We start from the raw sequence: 21162 nt of genomic DNA on the forward strand, positions 1-21162 counted from the left end.
TCATGCCCGCGTCGGGGCGAGAGCGCTAACACCGAGGCGGAGCGTGTTCCGCGCCGCCCCGGCCGGAAGTCAACGACTCAGGGCGGAGCGCGACACGATCACGCGCTGCACGACCACGAACAGCAGCAGCAGGGCGCCCACGGTGATGCGCGTCCAGGACTGTTCTGCTCCCGAGAAAGAGATGATCGTGCGGATCAGCCCGTAGACGAAGACGCCGATCATCGAGCCGAGGACGAACCCGCTGCCTCCGGTCAGCAGCGTGCCGCCGATGACCACCGCGGCGATGGTGTCCAGCTCGGTGCCTACGCCGTTCAGGGGGTAGCCGGCGCCCGAGTACGCGGTCAGGACGATACCGGCCAGGCCCGCGCACACACCGCTGATGACGTAGACCGACAGCTTGGCACGGACGACGGGAAGGCCCATCAGGCGAGCCGACTGCTCGTTGCCGCCCACCGCGTAGACCGTGCGTCCGAAACGCGTGTAGCGCAGGACGAACGCGGCGAGCGCGACGGTCAGCAGCGCGATGATGCCGGTCGGGGTGATGTACCAGCCCGCGAACGAGAAGCGCGTCGACTGCAGCCACAGCAGCCCTTCGTTGTCGACCTTGATCGATTCGAGGCTGACGACGAAGGCCAGGCCGCGAGCGAGGAACATCCCGATCAGCGACGCGATGAAGGGCTGCACGTCGAAGAACTGCACCAGCACGCCGATCAGCAGGCCTATCGCCGCGCCGATAAGCACCATCGCGGGGATGGCGACCGCGACCGGGACGCCGTCGCCGAGCATCTTCGCGCACAGGATGCCGGTGAACGCCATCACGGCTCCCACCGACAGATCGATGCCGCCGGTGAGGATGACGAACGTCATGCCCACCGCGAGCACGAGCAGGTAGGCGTTGTCGAGCAGGATCGACGACATGATGCGGTTCAGCTGGAAGTTCGGGAAGTACCACATGGCCCCGGCGATCATCACGACGAGGATGACGACCGCGGCGAAGACGGGCACCCACGAGATGTGACGGCTGAGGAAGCGACGGTACGAGACCGCGGGCGACGACGTCGAGCGTCGTTCTTCGGTGAGAGTGGCCATCAGGACAGCACCTTTGCGTCAGGACGTCGGGTGATCGGACGGAGCGCGCTGCGCCCGGCCGTGTGGAAGTAGGCACGGAAGCGCTTCGACTGCAGCAGCACCACGATGAGTACCGCCGCGGCCATGAACACGGGGCTGACCGCGGGCGGAACACCGAGGAAGGTGATGGTGCTCTTCAGCGTCTGGATGGTGAAGACGCCCACGACGGTGCCGGCGAGGCTGAACTTTCCCCCCGCGAGCGAGGTACCGCCCAGAACGACCGCGAGGATGGCATCCAGTTCGATGTAGAGACCGGCGGCGTTGGCGTCGGCGGCCATGATGTTCGAGCTGTAGAGGATGCCCGCGATGCCCGCGAGGGCGCCGCTGGCGATGTAGGCCCCCCAGATGATGCCGCGCGAGCGGACACCCGCCAGGCGGCTGGCCTCGGGGTTGATGCCGACCGCCTCGGTCAGCATGCCGAGGGCCGTTCGCCGTTCGAGGATGCCGACGACGATCACCGCGAAGATCGCGACGAAGAACGCGAAGGGGAGGCCGAAGACGTACCCGCCGGCGATGAACTTGTAGGGATCGCTGTTGATCGTGGTGATGAAGCCGCCCGTGATGAGCAGGGCGACCCCGCGTCCGGCGAGCATGAGCACCAGTGTCGCGATGATCGGCTGGATGCCGAGCACCGAGACGAGGAAGCCGTTCCAGACACCGAGGATCAGGGCGACGCCGACCGCTGCGGCGATCGCGGTGAAGACCACCCCGAGGTTGCCGGGGTCGGGCGAGGCCTCGATGACGGTGAGCGCGACGGCCCCCGAGACGGCCATGATCGCGCCGACCGAGAGGTCGATGCCGCGAGTGGCGATGACCAGGGTCATCCCGAGGGCGACGAGCATGAGGGGCGCGCTGTTGCGCAGGATGTCGATCAGCGACCCGTAGAACTGACCGTTCTGCACCGTGATGCTCAGGAAGGACGGCCGCGAGATCGTGTTGATGGCGATGAGCGCGAGCAGAGCCGCGATCGGCCACACGAGGCGGTGGGTGAGGAATTTCTTCATGCGATCTTCTCCCGATCGGACGACGGTGTCTCGGGTGCGGCGTGCGGCGTTTCGGCGGTCGCCGACTCGGATTGCCCCTCGGCGATGTAGGCCACGAGGGCGTCGAGGTCGACGTCTCGGGTGGCCAGTTCGCCGATCTTACGACGGTCGCGCAACACGGCCACGCGCTGCGCGAGGCGCAGGACCTCTTCGAGTTCGGACGAGATGAAGATGACCGCGAGGCCCTTCTCGGCGAGCTCGGCGACCTTGCGTTGGATATCGGCCTTCGCACCGACGTCGATGCCGCGGGTGGGTTCGTCGAGGATGAGCAATTCGGGGGCGGTGGCGAGCCATCGTGCCAGCAGCACCTTCTGCTGGTTGCCGCCCGAGAGGTTTCGGATGAGGGCGTTGGGATCGGCCGGGCGCACGCCGAGGGCGGTGATGTACTCCTCGACGACCGCCTGCTTCTCGGCCGCGCTGATCTTGCGCAGCGCTCCCCGGCGGGCCTGGATGCCGAGCACGATGTTCTCGGCGACGGTCAGGTCGCCGACGATGCCCTCTGCACGGCGGTCCTCGGACGAGAACGCGATGCCGCGGTCGAGAGCGTGACGGGGCGACCCGGTGCGCGCGCCCGAGCCGGACACCTGCACGGTGCCGTCGTCGGGCCGATCGGCGCCGGCGATCAGGCGGGCGAGTTCGGTGCGGCCGGAGCCCAGGAGCCCGGCCAGCCCCACGACCTCGCCCGGGTAGACGTCGAGGTCGACCGGCTCGAGGGCGTTCTTGCGCCCGAGCGACAGAGTGCGCAGCACCGGGGTTCCGGTGCGGTCGATCGGTCTCTCGGCACTGGCGGAGATCGCATCGAGCTCACCGAGCTCGCGGCCGATCATCTTCGCGACGAGCTGCTCGCGGCCGAGTTCGGCGACGGGGTACTCCCCCACCAGGGTGCCGTTGCGCAGCACCGTGAGACGGTCGGAGATCTCGTAGATCTGGTCGAGGAAGTGCGAGACGAAGAGGATGGCCACGCCGCGGTCGCGCAGATCCCGGATGACGCCGAACAGCTGCTCGACCTCACCGCGGTCGAGGCTCGAGGTGGGCTCGTCGAGTACGAGGACCTTGGTGTCGACGACCATGGCGCGGCTGATCGCGACAAGCTGCTGCACGGCGATCGAGTGGCTGGCCAGGATCGATCGGGTATCGATGTGCACGCCCAGCTCGGCGAGGTAGGTGGCGGCCGCGGCGTGCGTGGCCTTCCAGTCGACCATGCCGGCGCGACGGATCTCGTTGCCGAGCATGACGTTCTCACCGACGGTGAGGTTCTGGCAGAGGTTGACCTCTTGATAGACGGTGGCGATGCCCGCGGCCTGGGCGTCGGCGGTGGCGCGGAACTGACGCTCGGTCCCGCCGACGCGGATGACGCCTTCGTCGATCCCGTACACGCCGGTCAGGGCCTTGATGAGGGTGGACTTTCCGGCGCCGTTCTCTCCCATGAGGGAGTGCACTTCGCCGGCGTAGAGGGTGAAGTCCACGCCGTCGAGCGCCTTCACCCCGGGGAACTGGATGCTGATGCCGCGCATCGCGACCACGGCTGCCCGTTCGGCTGTCTGCACGGCGACCCGTTCGATTGTCATTGTCGATCGCTTTCTCGGATCGGGAGCGTGCGGGGCCGGTGGATACCGACCCCGCACGCCGGGGAGGATGTTCCGTCGATGCCGGGGTGTCGTCGAGGGGAGTCGACGACAGATCCCTGCGGATCAGTAGGGGCGGCTGTCCAGGACCTTCTTGGCCTGCTCCTGGTCGAACGCCTGGTCCTCGACGATGTAGCTCTTGTCGACGGACTCGCCGGCCACGACCTTCTTCACGACCTCGGCGGTCTTCTCGCCGAGGAGCGGGTTGCACTCGACGATGTAGTTGAACTCGCCGTTGGAGAGGGCGGTCATGCCGTCCTTCACCGCGTCGATGGTGACGATCTTGATGTCGGTGCCGGGCTTGAGACCGGCCGCCTTGATCGCCTCGAGGGCGCCGAGGCCCATGTCGTCGTTGTGGGCGAAGAGCAGGTTGATCTGCGAGCCGTACTTCTGCAGGAAGCCCTCCATGACGGTCTTGCCGTCGGCGCGGGTGAAGTTACCGGTCTGCGAGTCGAGGACCTTGATGTCGGTGCCCTTGATCGCGTCGTTGAAGCCGGTGGCGCGGTCGGTCGCGGCGGACGAACCCGTGGTGCCCTCGAGAACGACGAGGTTGGTGGGCGTCTTGCCGAAGTTGTCGGCGACCCACTTGCCCGCGGTCTCGCCCTCCTGCTTGAAGTCGAGGCCGATCCAGCTCGCGTAGAGGTCGTCGGATGCCGAGACCGTACGGTCTTCGAGGATGACGGGGATGTTGGCATCCTTCGCCTCTTTGAGGACGTCGTCCCAGCCGTCGCTCACGATGGGGGCGAGCACGATGGCGTCGACACCCTGGTTGATGAAGCTGCGGACGGCGGCGATCTGCGCCTCGGGCTTGTTGTCGGCGGCGTTGAAGACGAGGTTGAAGCCGTTGGCCTCGCTGAACGCCTCCTTCATCGACTCGGTGTTGGCGCTGCGCCATCCGCTCTCGGAACCGGTCTGGGCGAAGCCGACCGTGATCTTGTCGCCGCTTCCGCCGCCGGCGTTTCCGCCGCCGCCCGCACCGGCGCAGCCGGTGGCCGTGAACGCGATCGCGCCGACGAGCGCGATGCCCGCGATGATCTTGTTCGCCTTCATGATGAAACCTCCTCGTTTCGCCGGCTCCGATGCCGGTCATGTGATGCAGCCCCTCGGGTGGGCCGTGTGTGAATGTTAGCGCTCACAGAACGAGATGTGTCAAGCAATTACCTCGCACCGAAGATCACGGATTGATAAATGTGAAGCCTCACACCGTGACGCGATCCCTCCGCGTGATCGCTGATAGCGTTTCGCCGTGTTGCGTCCGAAGGACCGGTCCCCGGTAGAAGCGCTTACCGTCGTAGACATGACTTCGCTTCCGCACGGCGCCCCCGAGGGCACCCCCGCCATCGGCACCTCGGTCTCGGCGGACGACTTCAAGAGGGCCTTCCGCGGTCACCCCGGCGGCATCGCCGTCATCACCGCGTACGGCGAGAACGGCCCCGTCGCCCTCACCGCCTCATCGGTGTCGTCGGTGAGCACTGACCCGCCCCTGCTCATCTTCTCGGTGTCGGCCCTGTCGTCGGCGACGCCGACGATCATCGCCGCGGACACCATCGTCGTGCACTTGCTCGACGCCGAGGACATCTCGCTCGCCCGCGCGGGAGCCACCAGCGGCCTCGACCGCTTCGCCGACACCTCCACCTGGTCGCGCCTGGCCACCGGCGAACCCGTGTACCACGGCGTGCGCGCCTGGCTGCGATGCAAGATCGTCAGCCGGATGGATGCCGGCGGCTCCACGGTCATCGCCGCTCAAGCCCTGCAGGTCGACGTCGAGCGCGACCTCGAGCCGGGCGAGCCGGGGGCGGCGCTGGTCTATCACAACCGCGCGTGGCACCGCCTCGGCGAGCACTCGCGACTCGACTGACGCGGTCGTCCGCCGCGGCGAGACCGCGAGTCGACCACGAACGCGTGACATGACCCGCGCTCTCGAGTCGCGTCGCGAGGAGCCGGTGATCTCGACGCGGGAGCGACCCGTCGTGAGCTCGTATTTCGTCGGCTACCGCCGCGCCGGGTCGACGACGCGTCCGCCGTCGCGTCGTCAGTGCGCGGCGGCCCCGCGTCGCGTCAGTCGCGAGATGACAGTCACCACGCCGACGATCACGAGGCCGAGGACGAGGCCGAAGACGGCCGACATCGCGGTCTCGACGATCCATACGATCACGGGCCCGGCGGCCTCGATCGCGTGCGTGACGAGATGGACCACGTCGTAGGGCCCCGACCACAGCGTCTCGGCGAGGTTCTGCAGCACGAGGTGCCCACCGACCCACAGCATCGCGACGGTGCCGATGACGCTGATCACGCGGAAGACCGCGGGCATGGATGCCACGACCCGGGCGCCGAAGCGACGGACCCCGCGCGACGGGCTCTTCATGAACCGCAGACCGATGTCGTCGATCTTGACCAGCAGCGCGACCGCACCGTAGACGACCACCGTCATGGCCAGGCCGATGACCAGCAGGGCCCCCAGCGTCATCCAGATGCCGAAGTCGGGGTCGAGACTCGACAGGGCGATGAGCATGATCTCGGTGCTGAGGATGAGGTCGGTGCGGACGGCCCCGAGGACGAGCTTCTTCTCGTCGCGCGGTTCGTCGGCGCCGTGCTCGCCGTGGCTCACGCCGAACCACTCGAGCACCTTCTCGGCACCCTCGAAGCAGAGGAAGCCGCCGCCGATGATGAGCAGATACGGCAGCACCCACGGCGCGAACGCGGTGAGCAGCAGCGCGATCGGGATGATGATCACGTACTTGTTGATGATGCTGCCGAGCGCGATCTTCCAGACCACGGGCAGCTCACGCGCGGGGGTGAGCCCCTGCACGTACTGCGGGGTCACGGCGGCATCGTCGATCACGACGCCGGCCGTCTTCGCGCTCGCGCGCATGGCGGCGCTGAGGATGTCATCCACAACGGCGAGCAGACCGACCGACATGCGCTTCTCCCGGGGGTGCGAGGGCTACGGCGCACGCGCACCGCAGGCACGACCCTATCGGGCGGGGGCACCGCCTCGACGGGGGTGGCGCGCGGGGTCGCTTCGCGCGAGGGGATGGTGCCAGCGGAGGACATTCCGCGGCGTCAGGTCCCCCGCTCGCCGATTCTCCTCCTGTCCAGGCGCTGTGTTCCGCGCACGCCCGTGGTTAGGGTGAGGCCAACACAAGCAGCAGGGGGTCGTATGTCGTTCATCACGCGAGGGTTCTCGGGCCGGCGACGGGAGCGCGATCCGCGGCTTCCGCCCGGGCAGACGCTCGTCGGCGACTGGCCCGTGCTCTCGGCCGGCCCGACCCCCGTCGTCGCCGACGAGACGTGGGAGTTCGCGATCGGTACCGAGAACGGTGTGCACCGCTGGACCCGCGCCGAACTCGAGGCGCTCGGGGTGGAGGACATCACCGTCGACATCCACTGCGTCACGCATTGGACCAAACTTGACATGCCCTGGCGGGGCGTCTCCCTCGACCGCCTCTTCGCCGAGGTCGAGACCTCGCACCGCTACGCGATGGTGCACTCCTTCGGCGGCTACACGACGAACATCGCGCTCGACGACCTGCTCGGCGGCAAGAGCTGGATCGCCTTCGAAGCCGACGGGGCACCCCTCACCCCCGAGCACGGGGGACCCGCACGGTTGCTCGTGCCCCACCTGTACTTCTGGAAGAGCGCGAAGTGGGTGCAGGGGCTCGTCACGATGCCGAGCGACAGACCCGGGTTCTGGGAGCAGAACGGGTACCACTCGCACGGCGACCCGTGGCGGGAAGAGCGGTACGGGTGACCCGCCGCTCCCCCGCCTGGCACGTCGCGACCGTCGTCGACTCGCGCCCCGAGACGCCGACGGCGCGCCGCATCGAGCTCGACGTGCCCACCTGGCCCGGCAACGACGCGGGCGCTCACATCGACGTCCGCCTCACCGCCCCCGACGGCTACCAGGCGTCGCGGGCGTACTCGCTCGCCTCGTCGGGCGCGGGCACGCGGCTCCTCCTCGCCGTTGACGAGGTACCCGACGGCGAGGTCTCGCCGTTCCTCGTCCACGATCTGCGCCCCGGAGACCAGATCGAGGTGCACGGTCCGCTGGGGGCGTTCTTCGTGTGGACACCGTCGGACGACCCCGCGCCCGTGCAACTGATCGCAGGCGGCTCGGGGGTCGTCCCCCTTTTCGCGATGGCTTCTTCGCACGCGATGAGCAACGACCCCGCACCGTTCCGCCTGCTGTACTCGGTGCGTTCTCCCGGAGACGTGTTCTTCGCGGACGAGCTGACCGCCCTCGCCGACGAGCGCTTCCGTCGGGACATGGTCTACACCCGTCGCGCGCCGACCGGGTCGTCGGTACCGCCCGGCCGAGTGACACCCGAAAGCCTGCGCAGCGCCGCGTTTTCCCCACACGAGCGGCCGCGCATCTACGTCTGCGGCCCGACCCCCTTCGTCGAGGCCGTCGCGAGGTGGCTCATCGACGCCGGACATGATCCCGCCCTACGTGCGAACGGAGAGGTTCGGAGGCGCCTGAACGGCTCCGCTCGACGGTGATGCCCCGGGGCGGTCTGACCGTCAGGCTTCTCGAGGTGGGATGCCACGGCATCCGTCGTCCGCCGAGCCCATTGCGGAAAGCGGGGAGAGGTGGCCTCGGCCGTCGTGCACGCGAGCGCGATGGAACTCGTCGCCGCTGCCCCGGCTGAGCCCGTACCTGCATTCGACCGACGCGCCCTTTGGCAGACAGGGCGGACGACAGGAACGAGAAAAGCCCCGGCGCGCCGGGGCTTTTTCTGCGGAGACGGAGGGATTTGAACCCTCGGTCCCCTTACGGGGACTCCACCTTAGCAGGGTGGTGCACTAGGCCTGACTATGCGACGTCTCCAAGTGATCGGCGCCTGACGGCGCGAGCACACCGGTCCATACTAACCGGATGCCGCCCGGCATTCGAACCACGTTCGAGATGCCGGGCGGCGAGACTCAGCCGCGGACGTTTCCGTTCGAGCAGGTGGACTGCGCGGCGGTCTGTCCGGCGATGCCGCTCGGCAGCTGGATCGCGTCCGACGTGGGCGCGGGCGAGGCCTGAGAGGTCGCGGTCGGCGTCGGGCTGGCGGTCTCGACCGGGGCGGGCGTCTGGGTGGGAGCCGGCGTCGCATTCTTGTCCACGACCACGCCGTTGCCGTCGCTGAGATTGCCCGACAGCTCGAGGGGCTGATTCGCCGAGAGAGCCGCCCACAGCGTGTCGGCGTCGGTGCGGTCGGGCACGACGCGGTTGGGGTTGGAGGGGTCGGTGTACGTCGGGTACTGGATGAACACGATCTCGTTGAACGGCACGTCCTTGACCGCGGAGGCGATCTGCACGAGCGTCAGCGGGTTCGTCAGCGAGGTCGAGGGGTCGACGTTGCGCAGCGCGGTCGAGGCGAGCTTGTAGAGCGTCGCGGGGTTCGACAGCACGTCCTGGCTCTTGAGCTTGTTCGCCAGACGCGACATGTACTGCTGCTGGTTCGAGATGCGGCCCAGGTCGCCGCCGTCGCCGACACCGTGCCGGGTACGGAGGAACTGCAGAGCGTCGAGGCCCTGCACCGTGCGCATGCCGGCGGGCCAGTCGATGCCGGTGTAGCGGTCCTTGATGCCGTTGGCGATGCAGACGTCGACGCCGCCGATCGCATCGGTGATGTTGATGACGCCGCCGAAGCTCACCTTCGCGGCGAAGGGGATCTCGAGACCGCTCAGCTCAGAGACGGTCTGCACGACGCACGAGAGTCCGCCGTACGAGAACGCGGAGTTGATCTGCTGCTTGCTCATCGCGGAGGTCTCGTTGCCGTCCTTGTCGGTGCACGAGGGGATCGGCACCATGAGGTCGCGAGGGAACGAGATGACCGTGACGCGGCGAGGCGCGTCAGAGATGTGCACGAGCATGTTGACGTCGTTGAGGCTGCCCTCGGAGTCGGCGCCGGTGCAACGGTCGCCGAAGAGCTGGGCGAAGCTCGGCTCGCATTCGTCGGTACCGACGAGGAGCATGTTCACGCCGCCCTTGAGCTCTCCGAGGTCCGGCGGAACGGCCGGCTGGCCCTTCAGCTCGACCGCGTCGGCGGTGAAGCTCTGGGTGAGGTCGACCGCGGCGTAAGCGAGGACGGCGCCGCCCGAGACCAAGAGGACGGCGAGGGCGATCGCCACACCGCGGAACAGCTGAGACAGAGGGCCCGGCGACGTGAGTCGCCCGTGACGCGCGACGGTTCGCTGACCGCGCGGGGTGGAGGTCTTGCTCACTCGGGTCCTTTCGAGACGGATGCCACCGGCCCGGCAGCACGTCGACCTCGACGAATCGGCGAGAGGTCGGGGTAATACTAGGGACCGCGATCTGTGAATGCCGTGAGGATCGGGCGTTTCGCCCGGGTGAGGTGGGCCGCGGGGCGATCTCGCGCGAACGTGCGCACGACCCAGCAGGCGTCGGCGTCACATGTCCCCCAAAGTTCCGACAGAGAAGCCTGACAGCGCGTCGATAGGTTCGTGACTGCAGCTGCGATCTCCCGCCATCCGCCCACAGGGTCATGTCCGTGGAAAGAGGGCTACTCGTCGATAAAAGAGGATGACGCATGGGCCCGACAATTCGAAGAAGGGCCGCGACTCTCGCGGCAGCGATGATGTTCGCAGCGGTCGGAGTGGTGACGCAGATCGCCAGCGCACCGCCGGCACATGCCGAGTTCGGGGCGATGATCTATCCCGTATCGGGAACCGTCACCGGGCTCGTCGGAGATCGGTGCGAGGGACGGCCATCGGATCACCAGGGCGTCGACATCGCGGGCAACGGCGGAACTCCCATCGTTGCCGCATTCGACGGCACCGTGACGCTGAGAGTCGTCAACTACGGCAGCACCAGCTATGGCAACTACGTCGTCATCACTCATGCGAGCGGCTACACCACGCTCTATGCCCACATGAGGGACGCACCACCCGTCGCTCAGGGGCAGACGGTCTCTCGGGGTCAGCAGATCGGAATCGTCGGCAACACCGGAAACTCCTTCGGCGCCCACCTGCACTTCGAGCTCAAACGGAACGGCGCGAACGTCACCAACAATGCCTTCTCATGCGGCAGAAACGTCTCACGGGGATCCGCCATGAGCATGGACTTCCCTGGGCTGGGAAGCAACTCCACCCCGACGACACCGCCCCCGCCGGATCGCGACGGCGATGGCGTTCCAGACAGCTTCGATGTCTGCCCCGACTACCCCGGCTTCGCGCTCTACGCAGGCTGTGGCCTGCCGAGATCCGCAAATTCGACGGACTTCGACGGCAACGGAAAAGCAGATGTCTTCTACGGCAACCCCAACGGCCAGTGGTGGGCATCCGACGGCGGCTCCGCCCCATGGCGAATCCTGAACACCGCGAACATCGATACGAAGCTGTTCCAGTTCGCCGACTTCAACGGCGACGGCAAAGACGATGTCTTCGCTCCGCAACCGAACGGCAACTGGCTCGTCTCCTATGGCGGCACCAGCGGCTGGACAGTCATGAACAGCGCTCCGAGCCTCGGCGGCCAGGAGTTGCAGTTGGGCGACTTCAACGGGGATGGAAAAGCTGACGTGTTCTACGCCAACCCCACCAACTCCGAATGGTGGGTCTCCTATAGCGGGAACACCGGATGGCAGATTCTGAACACGGGTGTTCCGGCAACGGATGTGCGAATCGCAGACTTCGACGGAGATGGCAAGAGCGACGTGTTCTACGCGCACCCGAACGGCGACTGGTGGGTCTCGTACGGCGGGAACACCGGGTGGCAGATCCTCAACTCTGCCAATGTGCCGGGGGCGGAACTGAAGTTCGGCGATCTCAATGGCGATGGGAAGGACGACGTCTTCTGGGCCAACGGACGCGACGGACGGTGGTGGGTCTCTTACGGCGGGAACACCGCATGGACCATCACGAACACCGCGAACGTACCGCTGCAAGACCTGCAGCTCGCAGACGTGACCGGAAACGGCACGGCAGACGTGTTCTTCCCGAACACGGGGGCGGGAGCCTGGTGGATCAGCGAGTCGGGCACGAGCGCATGGACATCCATCAGCGGCACGAGCGTCGACCCCCGATTGCTCGTCGTGAGCTGACCGGCGCATCTCTCGGCCGGGCCGACAGGTGCGGCCGAGAGATGCGTTCCGGGCGGCGCAGAACATGACGATCCCGATGCGAGAGCCTCGGGTGTGGACGGTCTCGTGCCGCTCAGCCAGGTGAAAAAACGAAGGCGGGCCCCCGCGGGCCTGCCTTCGTCGTCGCGGAGGGTGTGGGATTCTCCCCACCGCCCCTCCACCGTCCGCTTTGCGCCCGGCGGAGCCTCCGGCGGCGTGGACCCAACTGTGTTCTCATCCCGCTCAGCCGGTCAGAACGCGAGAAGCGGACCCCACGGGGCCCGCTTCTCGCGTGGCGGAACCAACGCAATGGCTTTCGAACCCCTCATGGGAGACGAAGCGGCTCCTTGATTGGGTAGCGTCGCGTGATCAACCGGGCGGCTGAAACCCTTCACGATGTGGCTACGAACGATGCCAGCGTCATGCGAATCCGAAGAACGTTTGAGGTGGCGCCTTTCTACCTCCGGCCGTGGTCAGAGGGGACGCAGGGTCCATCCAACCTCAGCACCGCTGGCCGCGACGACGCTTGCTGATTGCCGATCAGTCTGGCAGGTGCCGCCCAACATGACCCACCACCAGGCGCCGCGCCGAATCGTCACGCCACCAGTAGATGCGGAGGCATTGGTCAGGGCTCGTGGACTGATCGACCTTGAGGTGTGGCTCCATGGTCATGAGCTCACCGTCGACGCGACGCTGGTAGCTCTTTCGGGTCTTTTTTGCGGTAGCTGCCGGGTTACTTTTCGAGTACTCGTACCCACGGCTGGCGAAAAACTCTCCAAAACCAGTGCTCAACTCGTTGTCTGCCCAGGCTGTGGCGACCTCGTTGACAGCAGTAAGAGCCTCGTACAACCTGCGGGGAAGTTTGTAGGAGGAGAATGCAGCGACGGAGTCATCCACCTCTGGAAGAAAGACGACGTTGGAAGGCGCTTCCTCTCTCGCGAGCCGATATGCTGCCGCAACATCAAGCGCCTCGAGATCGACGTCTTCCTTCTCTTTAACGTCAAGATGCTCTCGGTAGGTGTTAAAGGATTGCCGCGTGTCGGCAAGCTGACCTTTGAGATCCTGCACCTGATCTTCAAGCCCAGATACCTGCAGGTGAAAGTCCGATACCTCAGAGCGAGCGCTCCGAGTTTCTTCTTCCAGCGACTCAATGTACTCGGTCACCCAGTCCGGCAGCTCCCCGCTATCGAGCGCCTGGGCCCGCCGCTCCGCTCGAGCAATCTCGACGACGGGGTGCTCGGGCACTGTTGCCGCACCGAGGGCGCCGAGGTAGCTGAGGAACCATTGGGGGATATTGCGCTGATGAGATAGACGCTCGCGGGTCCAGAGCCGATGGCGTGGGGGGTCGTCTGTGAGGGCGAGACCGGGCCAGTAAAGCCGCAATCCGCCGCCCCACACGCTGAGGTCACGGCCTACGGCATCTGTAAGCGCGAGGGATGCCAAATGTGTTGAGAGGACTTCGACGTGTGCGAGTCCAGCCACCTGACGCGCGAGCTCCCCTGCGTCAACTGCGTGCTCCGGGCTCGGGCCACGAGTCACGACGAGCACGGGCAAGGTCCTCTCGGGCGATTTCAACATGTCGACTAGCGCCGCTACATCTGAAGCACGCCTGACCCTATAGGAAGGTTCCACGACAACATCGCTGTCGGTGACATGGTGGACGCGAAGGAGCGTTCGGACGATTGCCGGCGCACGAAAGCTGTGGCCAAGCGGCACCAACCTGAATTCATCTCCAGCTCGCTCAAGCCGAATCCGAATCGAGAAGCGAGTGTGCTGACTGTTCTCGGGAGAGGCGCCGCAGGCGAGCAGTACCCGCCACACCAAATTTGGTTCGGTTTCATCCGGGCGCCGCCACGAGCAAGTCCATGCGTCCGCGTCATTGGACCCGAGCGCCTGATGAATCTGATGGCCATCCTTGGTCTTCAACAAGTCGTCATCGGCGCTACGAAGTTCATCAACCGTCGTCCCGCTCCCACGCGCCACCCACTCGCGGGTCAGCTCTATGACCGAGGCTTCGTTCTCCGCTTGCTCGATATCAAGTTGACATGCGTATAGTTCGCGCACGGTGACACCCCCAGTTGTCGCGATTAGCCCACCTTGGCACATAGACCGCCGAGACCATAGCGCGATACATTCCGCGCCCCCGAAACACGAGCAGTACGCGGCCGCCGTTCCCGCCGAGCGGCGACTCCTCAACCAGGGGCTATTCGAGAAGCTGTTCATCGGCCCGGACGGTTTGAACCCCTCAGCGGTACTGCTTCGTATGCAGGCGGACGACCTAGCCCGCCACGCCAAAACCCCGCCCAAGCTTTCGTTTGGACGGGGTTCGAATAGGGCGCATTTGGCGGAGGGTGTGGGATTCGAACCCACGGGACATTGCTGCCCACTGGTTTTCAAGACCAGGTCCATCGGCCGCTCGGACAACCCTCCTGAACGCACCGAGTCTACCGAGCCGCGAACGCGGCGTCACACAGCGACGAGCGGTGGCCCCGGACGACTTCGCGCCCGGGGCCACCGCCGCAGCTCAGCCGAGCGGGCCGTAGAGAGCGGGCGTCGTGCGGGCGTGGGTCGCCTGCTCGAAGCCGTAGGCGAAGCCGAGCAGCGGCCCCTCGGAGAAGTCGCGACCGAGGAATTCCAGATTCACTCCACCGGCGGTTCCTCCACTTGTCAGGGCCTGTCCCATCGGCACCGTCACCGCCGGCAAGCCCGTGTTGGGGCTGAAGCGCATGTTGGCGGTCGAGACGACGGTGTAGGCGTTCGCGCTGGGGTAGATGACGGCATCCAGCTTCTGCTCGTTCATGAAATCGGTCATGATCTGCTTGCCCTTGGCGAGCTGCAGGGTGTGCGACCCCTGCGGACCAGCCCAGGCCTGGTAGGTCGACTCCGTCACGGCTGCGCGTTGACCGTAGGGATTGCTCGCGCGAGTCGGAACGATGTTCGGCGACTGCGAGATCGCGAGCAGGCTCCGCGCGCTCACCGCGGGGTTGAGGTACGCGTTGATGTAGTTCTGCAGGTCGTGGTTGAACTCCGGAACACTGCCGCTGCCCTCGCCCACGATGGCGTCAAACCCGGTGGGTGGGGTCAGCTCGACGACCGTCGCCCCCTTCGCTTCCAGCGCGTCTACCGCCTTCTCAAACGCCGCAACGGTCGATGTGTTCGTGCCCACCAGTCGGGGGAAGTACCCGAACTTCTTGTCCTTCAGCGACCCGCTGTCGAGGTACGACGTGTAGGTCTCCGGCACCTTGCCGGCCTGCCGCGCGGTGACGGGGTCACCCGCGTCTTCGCCGACGACCGCGTCGAGGGCGATCGCGGCATCCTGGATCGAACGGGCGATCGGACCACCCGTGTCCTGCGAGAGCGCGAGGGGCACGATGCCGTCGCGGCTCGCGAGGCCCACCGTCGGACGGACGCCCACGAGCTGGTTGTACGTCGAGGGGATGCGGATCGACCCACCGGTGTCGGTGCCGAAGCCGATGCCGGCGAGGTTGGCCGCGATCGCGGCTCCCGTGCCTCCGCTCGATCCGCCCGAGGTCTGGGTGGTGTCGTAGGGGCTCGAGACGGTCAGCGCCGTTCCGTTGGGCTGGAAGGCCGACCACTGCGACGACAGGTTGATGGCGAACTCGTCCATCGAGGCCTTGGCGACGATGACCGCTCCGTCGGCGCGCAGACCCTTCACCATCGTGGCGTCGGTCGAGGTCTGGTTGCCGTTCCAGCAGCCGCAGCCGGCGGTGGTGGGCATGTCGACGGTGTTGTAGTTGTCCTTCAGGGCGACGGGGATGCCGAGGAGCATTCCGGTCATGCCCTTCTCGGCCCGGATCGCGTCGGCGGCCGCGGCAGCCTTCAGCGCGACCTCGCTCGTCGTGATGATCGAGTTGAGCGGGCGCACACCGGCGGGACGAACGACCTTGTCGTACGCCGCGATGCGGTCGAGGTACTGCTGGGTGAGCGACACCGACGTGATGACACCGGCGTTCATCGCCGCCTGCATCGCCACCGCGTCGGCCTCGACGATCTCGAACGGGCCGTCGTCGTAGATGATGCGCTCCGAGAGAAGAGCGAGGTCGGATGCCGTCACGGCACCGTCGTCGTCGAGGTCGAAGCGCGCGGCATCCGTCCATCCGGCACCGCCCGAGGTCGCCCCCAGGTGCGGGGCGAGGGCCTCGAGGTCGGCCGTGGTCACCTGCTCATCGCCGGTGACGTCGAGCTCGGTGTAATACGGCGCCTGGAAGGGAGCCTCGACGGGAGCGGGAGCGGGAGCGGCGAGGGCAGCGGCCGGAGCGACGACGGCCCCGGCGACGACGACGCCGAGCGAGACGGACACGGCCAGAACACGGCGGGCCAGGGGGGTCATGACGGATCCTTCACGAGAGGGGACGGACGAGCGGGACGCGGTCATTCGCGCACCGCCTGACGACGGCGGAGCACGATCAGCGCGCCTCCGGCGACGAGGGCGACACCGAGGGCGCCGGAGATCAACCACGGGGTCGCATCGATTCCCGTCGTCGCGAGGTCACCCGGGCCCTGGGCCGCGGGCGCCGGGGTGGCCGTGGCCGATGCGGAGGCCGAGGGAGACGACGGCTGCGACACCGAGGGCTGCGGCACGGGAGCGGGCACTGCCGCGATGACGACGGTTCCGGATGCCACGGCGGTCGCCGTCACCACCGCTCCGGTCGACGACACCAGACGCACCGACGACAGCTGGACAAGGGCGGACCCCGCCGCGAAAGAACGGAGAGGGACGGATGCCAGGACCACATCGCTCGCCCCCGAGAGTCCCGGAGACGACCCGAGGCGCGTGTGCGAGACGGTGAGCGTGCCGGGCCCGGTGACGCTCGAGGTGAATCCGCCGGCGGGACCGGTGGGCGCGTCGGCGCCGGGCTCGACGAACGCGGGGTCGTAGGTGAGCTCCAGGTCGTACGAGTACAGGTCGCTCACCGCCGCCCCCGTGATGGTGGCAACGAACGACTCGCCCGCGGTGACGCTCGTCGGGCTCAGCGCGAGCGAGAGCGTCGCGGCGGGAGGCGCGGCGTGAGCCGCGGGCGCGGCAGCCAGAGGCCCGAAGAGGGCCAGGGCCGCCACGAGGACGACGCCGAGACGGCGTGACGCTCTCGGGCGTGGGACGGGGCTGTGTGAAGACATGGGGGGCAGGCTCCTCGGGTGATGGAACGAGCACGATCGCGGGCCGCGCGGGCCTCTCGGCATCCGGAGATCGTGAGGGGTGCCCCGACTCTGGCAGGGCGGCATGTCGGACAAGTTGCCGCACATTTCCATCGCATATCCATAGGCGCATCAAACGGCGTTCTCAGGTGCGTGACGGGTCTCGTCCAGCCCCCGCGTTCGGGAGGACGCGCCGGATAGCGTCGTCGTCATGGCGATGACGACCCGCGGCCCGCTGGCATCCTTCTTCCTCCGACTCGGAAGGCAGGTGTGGGTGCGCGCGGCGCTCTTCACGGTCATCGGCGTCGTCGTGGCCCTGGCCGCGGGTCTTCTCGGACCGCTCCTGCCGTTCCAGTTCGGTCTGGAGCTGGGCCAGGATGCCGTGGGCTCGCTGCTGCAGATCATCGCCACGGCGATGCTCACGGTGAGCACCTTCTCGGTGACGGCGATGGTCACGGCGTTCTCTTCGGCGACGACGACGGCGACCCCCCGCTCGACGCCCCTGCTGATCGCCGACACGACGTCGCAGAACGCCGTGTCGACCTTCGTCGGCGCCTTCACCTTCTCGCTCGTCGGGATCGTCGCCCTGTCGACGGGCTACTACCACCCGCAAGGGCGGGCGATCCTCTTCGTCAGCACACTGGTCGTCATCGGGATCGTCGTCTTCACCCTGCTGAGATGGATCTCGCACCTGTCGACCTTCGGGCGGATGGCCGACGTCATCGATCGCGTGGAGAAAGCCGCCACGGCCTCCCTCGAGTGGCACGCGGAACGGCCGACGCTGGGGGCTCGCACCTCGATCGCGCCGCCCTCGGGAGCCGTCGCCGTGCATGCCACTGAGGTGGGCTACGTCACTCATGTCGACGTCGCAGGACTCGACCGCGTCGCCCGCCAGCACGATCTCGAGGTGCACGTGCACGCCACACCCGGACGCATCGCCGACGCCCGCGTGCCCGTCGCCCTCGTCGCCGGCCGAGTCGACGACGCCGTCGAGGCGGCGGTGCGCCGGGCGTTCCGCATCGAGCACCACCGGACGTACGAACAGGACCCGCGGTTCGGGGTCATCGCCCTCACCGAGATTGGCAGCCGCGCGCTTTCGGCCGCGACCAATGATCCCGGAACGGCGATCGAGGTGATCGCCGCCCTGCAGCGAGTGTTCTCCCGAGCGTTCGCCGTCGAGATCGATCCGTCCGTCGCGTTCGAGCGGGTGTTCGTCCCCGCGCCGCACCTCACGGACCTGGTCGACGACGCCTTCCGCCCTCTGGCGCGCGATGGAGCGGCCGACGTCGAGGTACAGGTGCGCCTGCAGAAGTGCCTCGCCTCGCTCGCGGCATCCGCTCCGGACCGGGCCGAGGTCTTCCGGGATGCCGCCCGCGCGGCCTTCGCTCGCAGTCGGAGGGCGTTGGACCGCTCCGACGCGCGCACCCTGCGTGCCGCCGCGCGAGAGGCGTGGGGCTCGCGCGGCGTCTGAGTGTCGCATACGCCGCAGTTATGGACTTGCTGCGCACGCGCGCGCAGAGATTGAACCCTCCCTGCGACCGGCGTAGACCGGGAACATCACCCCACGACCCGCCGGGCCGTTCGAGTTGAGGAGGTCATCATGGTCGTCACCACACTGTCCGCGCAGATCGTTCTCGCCGTCTTCGCGCTGGTCTACGCGGCATCCATCCTTGCCGCGATCGTCGTCATCCGTGACCCGCAGGCGTCCGTCGGCCTCAGAGCCGCCTGGGCGACCGCGCTGCTGCTGCTGCCCCCGATCGGTCTCGTCGCGTGGGAGGCGGCGCGCGTCGTCGACCACCGGGCGGCGAGCCGTCCCGCGACCGTCGTGGACCGCACCGCGTACCTCGCCGACCGCGCCGCGCACGTCGCGAGCGGCTCCGCGCGGGTCTGACCCCGCGGGGGGCCGGTCGGCGCACCGCCGGGCGCTGCCCGATCAGAGAGCGCGCAGGATCGCGGCGACGCCGCCCTCGGTGACCGAGAGGCCCACCTCGCCGGCTGCGGCGTGCACCTCGGGCGGACCCTGGTGCATCGCGACCGCGCGGCCGCCGTTGCGGATCGCCCACTGCATCATCTCGATGTCGTTGCGGCCGTCGCCCATCACCAGCACGCTTTCGGGTGCGATGCCGAGCCAGCCGCGCACGAGTTCGAGGGCGGTCGACTTGTCCACGCCCTGCGGGGCGATGTCGAGCCATGCGGTCCACCCGATCGCGTACGACACCTGGCTGAGGCCGATGCGCTCGACGAGCTCGAGAAAATCCTGGTCGGTCTGCTCGGGCGCCACCACGACCACCCGGCAGACCGGCTGCAGCGAGAGCTCGGCGAACGACACCTTGTTCGCGCCCTGCAGGTTCCAGTCGTCGAGGTAGTCGGTGAACAGTCGCGAGCCGTCGGGCAGCTCGACGAGGAAGTGCGCATCGGGCAGGTGCTCGCCGAGAAGTGTCAGCACCTCTGTGGGGTCGAACGTCTCGACGTGAGCACGCTCGTACACGGCGGCGTCGGCGTCTCCGACCCGGCGCATCACGATCGCACCGTTCGAGCAGACCGCATACTCGGGACGGATGCCGAGGCGGTCCATGATGGGGCGGGTGCTGTCCCAGCTGCGACCGGTGGCGAGCATGACCTCGTGGCCGGCAGCCTGAGCTCCGGCCGCCGCCTCGACGACCCCGGGGCTCAGGGTGTCGTCTTCGAGCAGGACCGTGCCGTCGATGTCGAGGGCGATCAGCATGCGCCCCGCGGGCGCCTCGTCGGCCAGATCGGCGACCAGGTCGGCCGCCTCCTGCTTCGGCGCGCTCTCGACGACACCGGTATCGGGCAGGGCGGCCTCGTCGGTCACGCGATCGGCTCCATGACCTCGAGACCGCCGAGGTACGGTCGCAGCACCTCGGGCACCGTCACCGACCCGTCGGCGCGCTGATGCGTCTCGAGCAGGGCCACGATCCAGCGGGTCGTGGCCAGGGTGCCGTTCAGGGTGGCGACCGGCTGCGTCTTGCCGCCGTCCGGGCGGAAACGCGTGTCGAGGCGACGGGCCTGATAAGTCGTGCAGTTCGAGGTGCTGGTGAGCTCGCGGTAGGCGCCCTGCGTGGGCACCCACGCCTCGATGTCGAACTTGCGCGCGGCGCTCGAGCCGAGGTCGCCGGCCGCGACGTCGATCAGCCGGTAGGCGAGACCGAGGTCCTGCAGCATCGCCTCTTGCAGGGCGACGAGGCGCTCGTGCTCGGCCTCGGCGTCGGCCGGGTCGGTGTAGACGAACATCTCGAGCTTGTTGAACTGGTGCACGCGGATGATGCCGCGGGTGTCCTTGCCGTACGAGCCCGCCTCGCTGCGGTAGCAGGTGGACCACCCGGCGTAGCGTTTGGCGCCGCGCTCCAGATCGAGGATCTCGTCCATGTGGTACCCGGCGAGGGGAACCTCGCTCGTTCCCACGAGGTAGAGATCTTCTTTGTCGAGGTGGTAGACCTCGTCGGCGTGCTGGCCGAGGAACCCGGTGCCGCGCATGACCTCGGGACGCACGAGCGTTGGAGGGATCATCGGGGTGAAACCGGCCTGCAACGCCCGGTCGAGAGCGAGGGTCATGAGCGCGAGCTCGAGACGCGCGCCGATCCCCGTGAGGAAGTAGAAGCGGCTGCCCGAGACCTTCGTGCCGCGCTCCATGTCGATCGCGCCGAGCTTCTCGCCGAGGGCGAGGTGGTCGAGCGGCTCGAAGTCGTACGTGGGGATCTCGCCGTGCGTGCGGAGCGTGACGAAATTCTCTTCACCGCCCGAGGGGACTCCCTCGAGAACGATGTTCTCGATCTTGCCGAGGGCGTCGTCGGCGGCGGCCTCGGCCTCGGCGACGGCGTGCTGAGCGGTCTTGACGCGCTCGCTGAGCTCTTTCGCCTCTGCCACGAGCGCGGCCTTCTCGTCTTTCGGTGCCTGCGCGACGCGCTTGCCGTGCGCGTTCTGCGCCGCACGCAGCTCTTCGAAGGCGGTGATGGCGGCGCGGCGGTCGCGGTCGGCGGCGAGGGCCTCGTCCACCGAATCCGGCGACTCCCCGCGGGCGATCTGGGAGCGCTTCACGAGCTCGGGATCTTCACGCAGCAGAGTCAGGTCGATCACGCGTCCATCCTATGGTCGCCGCCGGGGCGGATCCTGCGTCGTCCCGAC

17 protein-coding genes and 2 tRNA genes are annotated in these 21162 nt (G+C 67.7%); 6 read left to right on the top strand and 13 right to left on the bottom strand.

Translation table 11 applies throughout. From position 1 onward, the window contains the following. Positions 1–69 precede the first annotated feature (69 nt). The 4 genes from QE416_RS02935 to QE416_RS02950 form a co-directional block, all read right to left on the bottom strand. Positions 70–1089 carry a sugar ABC transporter permease YjfF gene (locus tag QE416_RS02935; RefSeq protein ID WP_210076919.1) on the bottom strand — a complete coding sequence of 340 codons (1020 nt, stop codon included), beginning with the start codon at positions 1087–1089 and terminating at the stop codon, positions 70–72. Beyond that, positions 1089–2132, bottom strand: coding sequence for an ABC transporter permease (locus QE416_RS02940; protein ID WP_267788251.1), 1044 nt, complete (start codon positions 2130–2132; stop codon positions 1089–1091). Before QE416_RS02940 ends, QE416_RS02935 begins: the two co-directional genes overlap by 1 nt. After that, positions 2129–3739 carry a sugar ABC transporter ATP-binding protein gene (locus QE416_RS02945; protein WP_307313361.1) on the bottom strand — a complete coding sequence of 537 codons (1611 nt, stop codon included), beginning with the start codon at positions 3737–3739 and terminating at the stop codon, positions 2129–2131. Before QE416_RS02945 ends, QE416_RS02940 begins: the two co-directional genes overlap by 4 nt. 123 nt (positions 3740–3862) lie before the next feature. Next, the gene (locus QE416_RS02950; protein WP_307313363.1) at positions 3863–4846 is read right to left on the bottom strand and encodes an ABC transporter substrate-binding protein; all 984 of its coding nucleotides are present in this window, start codon (positions 4844–4846) and stop codon (positions 3863–3865) included. A gap of 247 nt (positions 4847–5093) precedes the next feature. On the opposite strand from QE416_RS02950, the gene QE416_RS02955 reads away from it, so the two are divergent. Further along, positions 5094–5654, top strand: a complete 561-nt coding sequence (locus tag QE416_RS02955; RefSeq protein WP_307313365.1) for a flavin reductase family protein — start codon at positions 5094–5096, stop codon at positions 5652–5654. A gap of 174 nt (positions 5655–5828) precedes the next feature. Here QE416_RS02955 and QE416_RS02960 read toward each other — a convergent pair whose 3' ends face one another. Beyond that, positions 5829–6716 carry a DUF808 domain-containing protein gene (locus QE416_RS02960; protein ID WP_307313366.1) on the bottom strand — a complete coding sequence of 296 codons (888 nt, stop codon included), beginning with the start codon at positions 6714–6716 and terminating at the stop codon, positions 5829–5831. 240 nt (positions 6717–6956) lie between these two features. On the opposite strand from QE416_RS02960, the gene QE416_RS02965 reads away from it, so the two are divergent. Continuing rightward, complete coding sequence (locus QE416_RS02965) at positions 6957–7547, top strand: molybdopterin-dependent oxidoreductase (protein WP_307313367.1); 591 nt, start codon at positions 6957–6959, stop codon at positions 7545–7547. Continuing rightward, positions 7544–8296, top strand: a complete 753-nt coding sequence (locus QE416_RS02970) for an FAD-binding oxidoreductase (protein WP_307313370.1) — start codon at positions 7544–7546, stop codon at positions 8294–8296. The genes QE416_RS02965 and QE416_RS02970 overlap by 4 nt, the downstream gene beginning before the upstream one ends. A 239-nt stretch (positions 8297–8535) precedes the next feature. Here QE416_RS02970 and QE416_RS02975 read toward each other — a convergent pair. Together QE416_RS02975 and QE416_RS02980 are read right to left on the bottom strand one after the other, a co-directional pair. Beyond that, positions 8536–8624 (bottom strand) — tRNA-Ser (locus QE416_RS02975). A gap of 95 nt (positions 8625–8719) precedes the next feature. Further along, positions 8720–10009, bottom strand: coding sequence for an LCP family protein (locus QE416_RS02980; protein WP_210076911.1), 1290 nt, complete (start codon positions 10007–10009; stop codon positions 8720–8722). A 392-nt stretch (positions 10010–10401) separates the two neighbouring features. Here QE416_RS02980 and QE416_RS02985 point away from each other — a divergent pair, with 392 nt between their 5' ends. Continuing rightward, positions 10402–11844 carry a VCBS repeat domain-containing M23 family metallopeptidase gene (locus QE416_RS02985; RefSeq protein WP_307313372.1) on the top strand — a complete coding sequence of 481 codons (1443 nt, stop codon included), beginning with the start codon at positions 10402–10404 and terminating at the stop codon, positions 11842–11844. A 558-nt stretch (positions 11845–12402) separates the two neighbouring features. Here QE416_RS02985 and QE416_RS02990 read toward each other — a convergent pair. The 4 genes from QE416_RS02990 to QE416_RS03005 form a co-directional block, all read right to left on the bottom strand. Then, positions 12403–13926 (bottom strand): hypothetical protein, encoded by a 1524-nt coding sequence (locus tag QE416_RS02990; RefSeq protein WP_307313373.1) that lies wholly within the window; start codon positions 13924–13926, stop codon positions 12403–12405. A 278-nt stretch (positions 13927–14204) separates the two neighbouring features. After that, positions 14205–14292, bottom strand: a tRNA-Ser gene (locus QE416_RS02995). A 94-nt stretch (positions 14293–14386) separates the two neighbouring features. Beyond that, a complete protein-coding gene (locus QE416_RS03000; RefSeq protein ID WP_307313375.1) occupies positions 14387–16213 on the bottom strand; it encodes an amidase family protein in 1827 nt (608 codons plus the stop codon). Positions 16214–16254: 41 nt separating this feature from the next. After that, positions 16255–17001 carry a cohesin domain-containing protein gene (locus tag QE416_RS03005; RefSeq protein WP_267788262.1) on the bottom strand — a complete coding sequence of 249 codons (747 nt, stop codon included), beginning with the start codon at positions 16999–17001 and terminating at the stop codon, positions 16255–16257. Positions 17002–17230: 229 nt separating this feature from the next. Here QE416_RS03005 and QE416_RS03010 point away from each other — a divergent pair, with 229 nt between their 5' ends. Together QE416_RS03010 and QE416_RS03015 are read left to right on the top strand one after the other, a co-directional pair. Next, positions 17231–18490, top strand: coding sequence for a DUF2254 domain-containing protein (locus QE416_RS03010; protein WP_307313377.1), 1260 nt, complete (start codon positions 17231–17233; stop codon positions 18488–18490). Positions 18491–18619: 129 nt separating this feature from the next. After that, positions 18620–18910, top strand: coding sequence for a PLDc N-terminal domain-containing protein (locus tag QE416_RS03015; protein WP_210076906.1), 291 nt, complete (start codon positions 18620–18622; stop codon positions 18908–18910). A 42-nt stretch (positions 18911–18952) separates the two neighbouring features. On the opposite strand, the gene QE416_RS03020 is transcribed toward QE416_RS03015, so the two are convergent. Continuing rightward, the gene (locus tag QE416_RS03020; protein WP_307313379.1) at positions 18953–19852 is read right to left on the bottom strand and encodes an HAD family hydrolase; all 900 of its coding nucleotides are present in this window, start codon (positions 19850–19852) and stop codon (positions 18953–18955) included. Next, positions 19849–21114, bottom strand: a complete 1266-nt coding sequence (gene serS, locus QE416_RS03025) for a serine--tRNA ligase (protein ID WP_307313381.1) — start codon at positions 21112–21114, stop codon at positions 19849–19851. The genes QE416_RS03020 and serS overlap by 4 nt, the downstream gene beginning before the upstream one ends. Positions 21115–21162 lie beyond the last annotated feature (48 nt).

The sequence above is a fragment of the Microbacterium sp. SORGH_AS_0421 genome (genome assembly GCF_030818635.1).
Taxonomy (GTDB): Bacteria; Actinomycetota; Actinomycetes; order Actinomycetales; family Microbacteriaceae; genus Microbacterium.